General features: G+C 47.5%; 7 protein-coding genes. 5 read left to right on the top strand and 2 right to left on the bottom strand.

Annotation, left to right across the window (positions count from 1 at the left end; genetic code table 11):
* Positions 1 to 264 precede the first annotated feature (264 nt).
* Both QT974_RS22035 and QT974_RS22030 read left to right on the top strand, forming a co-directional pair.
* The gene (locus QT974_RS22035) at positions 265 to 1,515 is read left to right on the top strand and encodes an RNA-guided endonuclease InsQ/TnpB family protein (RefSeq protein WP_333470556.1); all 1,251 of its coding nucleotides are present in this window, start codon (positions 265 to 267) and stop codon (positions 1,513 to 1,515) included.
* A 76-nt stretch (positions 1,516 to 1,591) separates the two neighbouring features.
* The gene (locus tag QT974_RS22030; RefSeq protein WP_333470555.1) at positions 1,592 to 2,089 is read left to right on the top strand and encodes a DUF2243 domain-containing protein; all 498 of its coding nucleotides are present in this window, start codon (positions 1,592 to 1,594) and stop codon (positions 2,087 to 2,089) included.
* Positions 2,090 to 2,236: 147 nt separating this feature from the next.
* On the opposite strand, the gene QT974_RS22025 is transcribed toward QT974_RS22030, so the two are convergent.
* Together QT974_RS22025 and QT974_RS22020 are read right to left on the bottom strand one after the other, a co-directional pair.
* Positions 2,237 to 2,602 (bottom strand): hypothetical protein, encoded by a 366-nt coding sequence (locus tag QT974_RS22025; RefSeq protein WP_333470554.1) that lies wholly within the window; start codon positions 2,600 to 2,602, stop codon positions 2,237 to 2,239.
* Positions 2,603 to 3,085: 483 nt separating this feature from the next.
* Positions 3,086 to 9,733: a translocation/assembly module TamB domain-containing protein gene (locus QT974_RS22020; protein WP_333470553.1), complete on the bottom strand. Its 6,648-nt coding sequence runs from the start codon at positions 9,731 to 9,733 to the stop codon at positions 3,086 to 3,088.
* Positions 9,734 to 9,838: 105 nt separating this feature from the next.
* Here QT974_RS22020 and QT974_RS22015 point away from each other — a divergent pair, with 105 nt between their 5' ends.
* The 3 genes from QT974_RS22015 to murQ all read left to right on the top strand — a co-directional run bounded on the left by QT974_RS22015 (position 9,839) and on the right by murQ (position 11,593).
* A complete protein-coding gene (locus QT974_RS22015; RefSeq protein WP_333470552.1) occupies positions 9,839 to 10,069 on the top strand; it encodes a hypothetical protein in 231 nt (76 codons plus the stop codon).
* Between the two features lie 168 nt (positions 10,070 to 10,237).
* Positions 10,238 to 10,612: a DUF3110 domain-containing protein gene (locus QT974_RS22010; RefSeq protein ID WP_333470551.1), complete on the top strand. Its 375-nt coding sequence runs from the start codon at positions 10,238 to 10,240 to the stop codon at positions 10,610 to 10,612.
* Positions 10,613 to 10,678: 66 nt separating this feature from the next.
* Positions 10,679 to 11,593 carry an N-acetylmuramic acid 6-phosphate etherase gene (gene murQ / locus QT974_RS22005; RefSeq protein WP_333470550.1) on the top strand — a complete coding sequence of 305 codons (915 nt, stop codon included), beginning with the start codon at positions 10,679 to 10,681 and terminating at the stop codon, positions 11,591 to 11,593.
* Positions 11,594 to 11,655 lie beyond the last annotated feature (62 nt).

Raw genomic sequence — 11,655 nt, 5'->3', positions numbered from 1 at the left:
CCCTTCACCGAAAAACGAGCGGGAAGCCCCTAGCTTTAGACATGGGGAGGAACGCGGTTGCGACTTTAGTCGCCTACATCCTTCGATTCTCTAATCAACCTTTTGAGTGCCGCTGACAAGCTACAGCCCCAAGTATTGGCTATTTTTGTTAATCTTTTAAACTCCATTTCATCCAAGTAAGCGGGTACTGGGTGTTTTTTTGTTGCCATGATGTATATGCAAAGTGTTGGCAGTATGTTATCATATATTCAGGAGGCTATAAAAATGTTTGGATGTCAACAAAATTTAATCAGTCCCGACAATGACTTAAAAGCAATCCTAGAATTTCTTTGCAGTGAGTCGAGAAAGCTGACTAATTGCGGAATCTACTATGCTCGTCAAATATACTTCAAAACAGGTAAAATACCTAGCAGAGCAGATTTACATAAAGTCCTAGGTACGGAAAACCGCAATCTGCACTATAAAGCCTTCTATTCGGATACCGCACAGCAGATTTTAACTACTGTTGCCGAGTCTTTCAAGTCATATATTGGACTATTAAAAGGTATTAAAGAAGGGACAGTAACTCAAAGACCAAGGCTGCCTAATTATCGACAAGGTGGTCTAGCTTTAGTGACGTATACATGGCGCTCCGTGAAGCTAAAAGACGGGCTATTGAGATTCCCGTTGGGTACAAAAGTTAAAGCTTGGTTTGGACTAGATGCTTTTTATCTGCCAATGCCTACAAACTTAAACCACAAAGCAATCAGAGAGTATCGAATCCTACCTAGAAACGGCTGCTTTTACTTGGAATTGATCTACAAAACTGAGACTATTCAAGCAGATGTAGACCAATCTAAAGCTTTGATGATAGACCACGGAATGAACAACTGGCTAACCTGTGTTAGCAATGTTGGAACTAGCTTTATCATTGATGGGTTGCATCTGAAATCAATCAATCAAGGGTATAACAAGCGTGTTGCATTTTTGATGTCAGGAAAAGCAAATGGCTATTGGTCAAAACGACTTGAGCAATTAACAGAAAATCGCAATCGAACAATGCGAGATGCTGTCAACAAAGCAGCTCGAAAGGTAATCAATCATTGTTTGGTCAACAATCTTGGTACTGTGATATTCGGGTGGAATGTTGGGATGAAAAATGGTCTGAATCTGGGAGCTAAAACTAACCAGAATTTTGTGCAAATTCCGACTGGCAGACTCAAGACTAGAATCGCTCAATTATGCGAACAATACGGGATTCGTTTTGTGGAAACTGAAGAGTCGTATACTTCTAAGGCTTCATTTGTAGACCTTGATGTGCTACCTAAATTCTGCGAAAAACCAGAAGGGTGGCAAAAGAGCGGTCAACGAGTTAAGCGTGGATTGTATCGTACTCTTGAAGGTTTTTTGATTAATGCAGATTGCAATGGTGCAGCTAATATCGGTCGAAAAGTAGCGGCAACTTTGGGGCTTTGTCTCAAAGAAGTCAGTAGAGGTTCTTTGTTAACGCCTTTGAAAGTCCCTTTGTGGTCTTAGTCAAGAATCCCCCCGATTCATCGGTGGGGAGTATCAAAGCCCCACGATTTGCAGTTCAAACATCTGAGGTGTCCCATTGAACGATCGCACAAACTCACCAACTACCGCAGCTAACAACCGCCTACCTCTAATCATCGCAGGAATTCTCATCGGTATCGGTCAATCCGGATTTTTTGACGGGATTGTGCTGCACCAACTCCTCCAGTGGCACCATATGTTTAGCAGCGTCAAAACCGATACTACCGTGGCCGGTTTAGAATTGAACACCCTCGGAGATGGATTGTTTCACGCTGCTGATTGGTTGGTAACAGTGGCAGGAATTTTCTGTTTGTGGCGTGCTGTTAAGCAGAAAGATGTTCCTCTGTCAACTCAAACTTTTTTCGGTTCAATATTAATTGGTGCGGGATTGTTTGACTTTGTAGAAGGGATTGTTGACCATCAACTTTTGGGAATCCACCACGTCAAACCGGGTATTAACCAGTTAGCTTGGGATTTAGGATTTCTCGTACTCGGTCTGATCTTAGCACTGTTAGGTTGGATGCTCGTACAGAGAGAAGTTGCCGCAGATAATTAAGCTTTGTAGCTGTACTTTTTGGTGGCGCCGCCCCCAATTGGTAACGCAAAAATTTCGACTTTATTCAATATAGAGTTTTTAGGGACACGGCAATGCCGTGTCCGGCGCATCTTTCTGCGAACTCCCACCTATTATATAGATGTGTTGTCAGCCTGTGGCTTTGGTTGTTGTTACAGGTGACATAACTAGCTTTCCAGATATGTCCATTGTGGCCAGTTTCAACACTTCATTAAAAGCTAAACCCCGAATTTTTAGCTCCCACCGAATGCCTTTGGCTTTCATCCGCTTGACTTTTCGCATATCGACATCGGCAGCTTTTTGATGCAGGAGCAAATGTTTCATTGCTGCTGTGGCTTCTACTTTTGTCGGATATGCAATGTAGGTGATGAATCCCCCGTCCCAGTGGTTGGCATTGCGGATGCTGCTGATAGTCGCGACTCTCGGACTAAATCGGTTCCAGTATAAGTCGCCGTAGCCGATTGACTGTGTTTTAACTTGGAGTTTGTTTGCCATTTGACTTAACTCCTATTACCTTATGTGTGGGGCTAGCACTACCGTTTTGGTTGTCCTATTTATATTATAGCAAATTAATGGTGAATCAGAATTAAAAATTTAATTTTACCAGGTCGCTTTGGGCTGATACGCATTTCACTCACTATTGTTACAGTCTTCAATCTTCTGTCAATTACGATCGCGTCTCCTAGTTCCCCGCTGGCTGAGGCAAATGCTGTTTCTCTACATAATTGGTATTATATCGATCGGCAGATGTGATTGGGCTCGCTGATTGTGCGATTGCTTCCAGGACGCAACATGAGTCGAAGTACAAGGCAAGCTGACTAATAATATCAGTGCCGTCTAGCCGAGGAATCATTCATCTTTCTCTTTTGGAGGCTCCGCGTCAAGAGCGTCAAGAGCAGTTAAATCACCTGACGGTACAACCGGAATTGATCTGATTAATGACTGCTGCTTTCCTACCAACTGTCAACTGACTAATACCTAAAACCTCAATTCATATTCAGCAGTAACGCGATTGTCTCCTTGGAAATTGGTCGAACCTCTGAGTAAAATTTTGTCGCTTAAACGATACCGCAAATTAAAATCAGTTGGCTGATTTGCTGACAACACTCGAATGATTGATGCCGAAAGATTGCGCGTGATATCGGCACCAACTTCTAAGCCTATACCGAGGGAACCTGCACCGCCTCCGGCGCCAGAACCCGATCGCCCTGCTTGTACTTCATTGCCCCTAATTCGAGTCGGAAACAACCTAAATTCGCTCAATCCCGTCGCATTGGTAATCACTGATTGCAGGTTGTTAAATAAACCTGCACCGGCTAAATTGGCGATCGCCAGCGTACTGTCTCCCTGTCCTAATGTTTGCACGAAACTGCCACCTAATAGCGCTACAATCTCTGTGGACGATCGCCCTGGAGAGCTCCTCAACTCCAAATTTTCGGCCAACCCAGAAGCTTTACCCTTGACTAACGCTTGAATCCGGACACTCCGCACGCTGCCAAAATTAGTCGGTTCGTCGGCTATTTCAGAGGCGACAGATGTTCCCGGAGTCCGGAAGCGCGTTACTTCCTGTACCGAAGTTGCCAATCTCACATCCAACGTCGGATCGAGTCCTTGTGCTGGTACAAAGGTAGCAGTCTGCGGGTATCCCTTATCTAACTTAAACTGCGTGGTAAATAAATTCACCGCACCCGAAGTCAACCGAATCGTACCCGCAGGGCGAATATCCTCTAAAGTTCCATTCACCGTTAAAGCCCCAGTCGCCTGAAAATTTAATATCGGCGCACTCGTTACCCGCACTCCCCGGCCCAACTTCAGTTGCAAATCGTTTAATCCAACTTCAAAGGAAGGGTTCGGGGAAGATGTCGCAGGAGAATCCAAAGGGTTCGGGTTCCCAGAAGCCTCAGTTGCTGGAGAATCCGAAGGGTTTGGGGAAGAAGAAGAAGAAGAAGAAGCTAACCGAGTTGCACCGCCGCCGGCACTTGGTAAAAATACTTCGCCGTCATAGAGTTCAATTTTACCGCTCAACTGCGGCCGCAAAGCCGTGCCCGTTGCCAGAACTTGACCGACTGCGCCGCCGCGGTACAATCCTTTAAGATTCAATCCCAACTTGTCGAGATTCACCGCCAAAGGAGTCGCTGCATCGACATCGCCCGCAGCAAAGGGTACAGACAGCGGAATTACGCCCTGCGCCACAACTTCTCCCTTACTCAACTGTCCGCGAATTCCCTCTACCCGAATTCTATCGCCCTCAAAGCGCACCGTCCCAGTCAGTCCTGTAATCGGTTCTGGGAAAGCCCGCGCCCGGACGGTTGCATTTTCAAAATTCGCAATTCCTTGCGCTACAGGCTGTTGTAGCGTCCCTCCGACGCGAATTTGCACCTGTCCCTTGCCAGTGACCCAGGCAATTTGGGGAGTTAAGACATTAATAATTGCTAATCCTTCATTCTGCAAATTCGCCCGGAAATCTATTTGATTGTTGTCGGGTTTTACCGCAGCAAAGGGTAACTCAAAAGGCAAACTTCCCTGTACTTCAATTGGTTCGGTTTGAGTTATCAAAGCGCTGCCGCCAAAATTCAGGCGGGCGTTGCTATAACTGAAACTGCTGTCGGCTTTTTTGATCGGTTCTCCGTTTAGCGTCCCGTCAAGCAAACTCAATTCGCCGGTGGCTTGCGGGTTTTCCAAACTTCCGGCCAAATTCGCCCGCAAATTCAAGTTTCCGGTTACGTCCACAAAGGGTAATTCGATTAGTTTTGCTAACTCTTCTACGGGTAGATTTTCTACCCGCAACTGACCGGATTGGGCTTTTTGTCCCAGTTGTCCCGAAAAGCCGATCGCACTTTTGCCCGATCGAATTTCCAGAGGTAAAATAGTTAAAATCCCGTCCTGAAAACTCCCTTCAACGCTGAACTGTTCGGCGACATATTTGCCCCACTGCCAATTATCGCCTTTAACGTTAAATTGAGCTTGCACGCCCGTCCGCAAAGAACCGGCGACAGCGATTTCTCCACCAAAAGTTCCCTGCAATTGAGATAGTGGCGGCAGTTTTTCCGATGATTTGACAGCTTGCTGCTGCTCCAAGATTGCTTCAATTTCTGCCAAGCGGCGCAACTGTTCGATTAGCGGGGCTTCCGGTTCGCCGACTCCGACAGTTTGTACAGACGCAGCCCTAGCGTAAACGGGAGGTTGGAGGCCGCGGGCGAAATCGCCTAAATTGAAATACTGCAAAGCAGCTAAAACTTGCTGCAAATTCCCCTGCTGGATGTTAACTTTCCCGGCAAATTCGGGATTGGCGCCTGCTTTCACGTTGCCGGAAATGGAGTATTGACCTGTACCTTGGCGGAAGATGCCGTTTGTGAGACTGGCGCTGCCGTTAGCATAGCTGAATTCGGCTTGGAAACTGTCACCTTTAATGTAGCCGATCGCCGGTTGGGCGATCGCAATTTGTCCGTTGGCTTGCAAAGTCGCTGGATTTAACGGCATCTTCCAACCGGGGACGTTGACTTGTCCGGACACCGTACCGGTTATCGGCCCCAAACCGGCCTCTTGTCCCGGTGAGAGATTCAAAGCAGCCAGGGGGAAATCGCTTAAATTGACTCGCAAAGTTTCGCCCTCAGCTTGGCCGCGGGCTATCGATTCCCCGCGTTTAACTAAGAATGATGTCGGCAAAAACGACTGATTTAAAGCGACTTCGATTTTGTCTTGGGGGCCAGCCAAACGCAAATCTACACTTTTATCGGAACTCGCAGTCACTTTCCCCGCCAGTACCGAGTCAAAAGCGACTTCATTTACTGCTAAATTCCGCACTTCCACGTCGCCAACTAAACTCAGGGCGGTGAGGGTTCCCGTGAGGCGTCCGGTGAAATCGACATTGCCGCGGACAGGCTGATTTTTCTCTGAAGCATTTTTGGAACCAATTGGTTCCAAAAATCCGAGTTGTTCTGTCGGCAAGGCTTCCAGGTTAAAGTTGGAGAGTTTTACATCCAAATCCAGATTGGAAATTGACGGTAATCCTTTCCCAGCCAACTCAACGCCGACAAATCCGCTGGCTGTCAAACCAGGAGTTGCAGCTTGTTCTACTTCTATCCGTTTGCCATCCCAGTTAAATATTGCATCAAAAGGTTGTTTGAGAAATGGCAATTGGGAGATGCGGAAACTGCCGCCGGCGCGAACAGTTTGCAGGGAAGCAGCAGCAATCGGGCCGGATAAATTGACATTCCCGTTAAATAGTCCCCGCAGTAGAGGGAGATTTTGGGCTTGGGAAACTAAACCGCTGGCTTGCAAGCTTTGGCGCTGGGCTTCAAAGGCTTTCTGGAAGCGACTTAGGGCAATTTGGTCGCCAGCAATTGAGGCGCGCCAATTCCCCGATTGCGCGCTAGCTTTGGCGCTGACAACTCCGCCGCCGTTGGCGAGTCGAATTTGTGCGTCGCCGTTGGCGGTGATGCGGTTGGCGGTTAAATTATCTGTAGTTCCCACAATTCTGATTTTGCCGTCGAGGGTTCCGGCAATTTCTGGCGGTAAATTGGTTGTCAGCAAACCTGTTTGTTTGAGGGTTTGTTCTAAGTTGCTGACTGTAACTTTGTTGGTTTCCAGCAATGCTTCCAAGTTGCCGTTTTCCAATTTTGCCGTAGTATCGATCGCCCCGAGTCGATCGACTAAAATCCGTCCTTCCCCGCTAGCACGAATTCCTTTTGCTGTCAAGTTATCCAAACTCCCCGCTGCTTGGTATTGGCCGTTAATTCTGCCGTCAAATCCTTTAGGCAAAGTCGCCGTCAGGGTAAAGAGTTGAGTATCGCGGACTGTTTTTTCTAGGCGGCTGAGAATAACTCGATCGAGATCCGCGACAGCTTCCCACCGTCCAGCGTCTAACTTTCCCTTAAAATCAACTGTACCGTCGGCAATCTTGAGTTTGCCGCTACTGTTGACAGCTATATCGGCTGATTTGTCAAGACTTCCCGCCGCTTGAATTTGATTCGATATCTCTCCATCTAGGGATTTGAGATTTTGGATTTTGGATTTTAGATTGGTATATTGTTCTTGCTTTTCGGGATTGAATGCCGAGGCCGCATCTAACAGTGGCAATCCTAAATTTACCAGGCTGCCGATCGAAGTGCGATCTGTTTCTGCGGTTGCTTGCCAATTTCCCGCTGCCAATTCTCCTTTAAAATTGACATTGCTACCGCCCAGATTTAGTTTGCCGCTACCGTTGACATTAATGGCGCTAGCCGTCAAATTGTCAAGACTTCCAGAAGCTGTAAATTGACTCGATAGCTGGCCGTCGATCGATTTTAGATTTTGAATTTTAGATTTTAGATTAGCAGATTGCTGATTTTCGGGATTGAATGCGGAAGCCACATCTAAAATAGGGAGTGTTAAATCTACCAGGCGGCTGATGGAAGTGCGATCTGTTTCTGCGGTTGCTTGCCATTTTCCGTCTGTCAATTCTCCTTTGAGATTGACATTGCTGTCGGCAATATTAAGTTTACCGTTGGTGCTAAGATTGATGCCGCTAGCGGTTAAATTGTCAAGATTTCCCGAAGCTTGGAATTCTCCGGCTAGTTGTCCGCCGAGAGATTTGAGATTTTGAATTTTGGATTTTAGATTGTCGAGATTGGCAGGATTTGCGATCGCCAAAAATGGCAAGCCAATATCGAGTAAGGGATTTATGGCAACTTTTTCAGTTTTCCCAGAAGCTTGCCAGCGGCCTAATTCTAGTTTGCCATTAACATCAACTATACTATCAGCAATATTCAACGTTCCTTTGCCGCTAGCAGTTATAGCATTTAAACTAAAATCGTCCAGAGTTCCGGCTGCTTCGGCGGTTCCGCTGAACAAACCTGCTAATTCAGGAGGCAAATTCAGACCCGGTACGACTTGCTGTAAACTATTTACAGCCACGCGATCGCCCTTGATGATAGCTTCCCACTGACGGTCTTGGATCGCTGCATCCACATTGACTGTAGCATCGCCAATTTTCACAACCGTATTTTGCAAATCCGCCGTATTACCTCCGGCGCGAATGGAGCCACTAGCCGGAAAAGTCCCTTGTGGTGCTTGCCATTGAACTCTAGCTTGGATATTATTTAACGGGCCGAAAACTTGAGCTTTGGCGGAAACACTACCAATTTTAACAGCAGCGGGAATTGGCAGAGCGTAAATTTTGGCGAGATCGTCTGCGGGTAAATTTTCCGCTTGCAAATCGAACACCAAACCCGATCGCGAATTCTGACTTCCCAACGCGATATCTACTTCACCTTTGGCGCCAATTTTACCGCCCGCCGCCGGCACAACTAATATATCGCTCAAACTCAAAGTTAGAGAGGACAAAGGCACAGTTGACGGTGGAGAATTCGGCGTTGGAGTTGAAGCAATTCTCCCGCGTTCGAGTTTAAAATTAGTGCTAACATTGTTTAATTGCAGGCGATCGACTGTAGCGGGTTTTGTCGAGGCGATCGTACCTGTCAACAATGGATTTGCAATGGTTCCAGTCAGCTTAGCATCCGCCTTAACTTCTCCGGCAAGTGCGATCGGCAATATTAGTTTCTGCCCTAACTCAGTTTCCACCGCACTAACAACACTGGTAACAGCGACTGGTTGCACGTTAGTTGTCAAATTGAAGCTAGCTCGATCTAAATTAAAATTTGCTCCCGTTGCAACTGTTCCTGCTATTTGAACGGGAATCAGACCGTAATTAGCAGTCAAACTATCGACAATCAAATTAGTTCCCTGAAACCGCAACTGACCGCTGCTATTTTGTAGGACTTGTTTCAGCGGACTAATACTTGCTTGCACTCCGGCAAAACTCGCCGTCCCAGTAATTCCAGATAATTTATCATCTCGCAACTGTACGGTCAAGTTGCCATTAGCCAAGCCTTTTTGCAAATAAAAGCCGGGAACTTTTAGCAGGCGAGCGAGTTCTGGTAAAGGCAAATTTTGACCTTGCAACTGCACGTTAGTTTGAGCCGCAGGCAAGAGAGAATCTGCTTTAACTATAAAAGAGTCGCTGTTAGTAAACTGACCGTTAAATTCGTAGAGAATGCGCTGATTTTGTTCGCGCAAGAGAGCGCTGCCGTTTTTCAAACTTACAGAAATCGGTGCCGAAGTTTTCTGTCCGACGGCGGGACTTGGTACCAAAACAGCGGCGACATTTTCAACTCGAATTGCATCGATTTGAGTTTTAAATAAACCTGGTGGTTTCGGATCGGCAGTTTGAATGTTAATCCAGCGGCCGCGAGCATCCTGTTCGATGTAGGCACTGGGTTTAACTAAAGTAATATCTAATTTGAGAGTGCGGTTAAACAGCAGTTGCCAGATCGGAAATTTCACTTCTACTGCTTCTGTTGAAGCATAATCTGGATCGGTAGCAGTTGCAGGTACTGTCGATCGACCAAACCGCAAACTCGTCAGAGAAAATCTCTCCAAGCCTCCGATTTGCACCGGGCGCTTCAGTGTCTGGCTGACCTCAGTTTCCACCAAAGGAGCTAACTTTGTGCGCACCCACTCCCCGGCGGCCGCCGCCCCAACCAAGGCGACAATGCCCAATCCCGTACCGCTAAGCAGCAGCAAGCGCCACCAGCGGCGCCCCGGGCGGGGGAGGAGTTGATTTTTGTCATCGTGGGAGTTAGTCATGCGTGTTTCTCAAAGCTTGTGAGAATTCAGGAATTGAGGAAATCAGACAGCAGAAGTCCGAGGTTCGAGCACAGAGGTTCTACATGAATAAGCAATCAACCGCTGATGTTTGTGGAATACGAGAACGTCCTAACCGTGTTCGTGGTTTATGTGACTTTTTTGATTCGATCGATGGTGGCTCCTGCCTTTGGTAGACTCACAACAGAGGTGGGAAGTGCCGATGTCCCGAGTGCGTTAGCTTTGGCGATCGAAGATGAAAGCCCCGCTCCCAGACCGAACTTCCATATTTACCCCCGCCCGTGGGACGAAGATTTCAGAAACGTTTACCAAACTTAATCTAAAATCGCCAGAAATCCTACAACCCAGACTCAATCAAAATGCAGAATCAAAAATCGAGAATCGCTACACCTCCTAAAACCGAGAGTCAATCTAAAATCTAAAATCTAAAATCGCCCGATCGCTTCTAAGATAAAAAAACGGTGGTTAAGAAGGTCTTTAAAACTTATGCGAGTGTTCGTCTTACTCTTCAATGCCCGCACCGAGAATGAGGGAATTCATACCATTCAACTTGGCGAGCGCAACAAAGTTCTGATGTTTGAGTCAGAAGACGACGCCACACGCTTTGGCGTGATGTTGGAAGCTCAGGATTTCCCCGAACCCGCTGTCGAGGCGATCGACGATGAGGAAATTAAGGAGTTCTGCGACAGTGTTGATTATGATTGGGAACTTGTGCCAGCAGGCGCGCTAGCGATTCCGCCAGAAGACAATGTAACACAGACTCAGTGGCAGGCACAGGGGCAACCGGAGCCGGAGCCGGAGTCTGATGTTTCCCAAAACGAACTCGATTCGATTCGCCGCCGACTCGAAGGACTTTTGTGAAAGTCAGGGGGTAGCAGTCAGCAGTCAGTAATCGGTACTCATTAAGTAGACTTGAATTGCAAAAATATGAAGAATTTGGAAGAACGGGGGCATCTGCTGACGGAACAGGTGAATGCCAATAGCGCGAATTTAGACCAGCTCAGTTCGATCGAATTGGTGGACTTGTTCAATCGGGAAGACGCGCAAACCTTGAGTGCGATCGCCCGTGCGCGCGAACAGTTAGCCCGGGCGATCGACATCGGCGCTGAATCTCTGCGTCAAGGAGGCCGCCTTTTTTACGTCGGTGCGGGTACTTCCGGGCGTTTGGGGGTACTTGATGCGGCCGAGTGTCCCCCCACCTTCTGCACGCCACCAGAGCTCGTACAGGGCATAATAGCCGGAGGTGCGGGGGCTTTGGTACGGAGTTCTGAAGATTTGGAGGATCGGGCCCAGGATGGGGCGGAGTCGATCGCTCACCGTCACATCACCAATCTCGATGTGGTTGTCGGGATTACGGCTGGGGGCACAACGCCCTTTGTAGCGGGTGCTTTGCAGGCGGCGCGCCAGCGGGGGGCGAAAACAGTGTTTATCGCCTGCGTACCAGTCGAACAGGTGAGTTTTGAGGCTGATGTGGATATTCGGTTGTTGGTTGGCCCGGAGATAGTCGCAGGTTCGACGCGCTTGAAAGCTGGTACTGTGACAAAAATGGCTTTAAATATTCTTTCGACTGGCGTCATGGTGAAGCTGGGGAAGGTTTACGGCAATCGGATGGTTGATGTGGCGGTGACTAATAAGAAATTGCGCGATCGAGCGGTGCGGATGTTACAAGATTTAACAGATTTGGGCCGGGATGAAGCGGGTTTTTTGCTGGAAAAAAGCGGCAAATCTGTAAAGCTGGCTTTGATGATGCACTGGACTAATTTGGAGAAGGAAGAGTGCGATCGAATTTTGGGCGAGTTTCAAGGGAATTTGCGATCGGCTGTGGCATCAATTAGTCATTAGTTATTAGTCATTAGACTTGAATTGCAAAAATCGGAAAACACCCTAAAATTATCTGCGTTTAT

This window comes from Microcoleus sp. BM001215392 (assembly GCF_036700185.1).
Taxonomy (GTDB): domain Bacteria; phylum Cyanobacteriota; class Cyanobacteriia; order Cyanobacteriales; family Microcoleaceae; genus Microcoleus.
This window is presented reverse-complemented; position numbering and strand designations above follow the sequence as displayed.

Bases quoted from the DNA above. Each gene is read 5' to 3' on its own strand.
- QT974_RS22010 (WP_333470551.1), top strand. From the start codon at position 10,238: ATGCGAGTGTTCGTCTTACTCTTCAATGCCCGCACCGAGAATGAGGGA.
- QT974_RS22020 (WP_333470553.1), bottom strand. From the start codon at position 9,733: ATGACTAACTCCCACGATGACAAAAATCAACTCCTCCCCCGCCCGGGG.
- murQ (WP_333470550.1), top strand. From the start codon at position 10,679: ATGAAGAATTTGGAAGAACGGGGGCATCTGCTGACGGAACAGGTGAAT.
- QT974_RS22025 (WP_333470554.1), bottom strand. From the start codon at position 2,602: ATGGCAAACAAACTCCAAGTTAAAACACAGTCAATCGGCTACGGCGAC.
- QT974_RS22035 (WP_333470556.1), top strand. From the start codon at position 265: ATGTTTGGATGTCAACAAAATTTAATCAGTCCCGACAATGACTTAAAA.
- QT974_RS22015 (WP_333470552.1), top strand. From the start codon at position 9,839: ATGTTTGTGGAATACGAGAACGTCCTAACCGTGTTCGTGGTTTATGTG.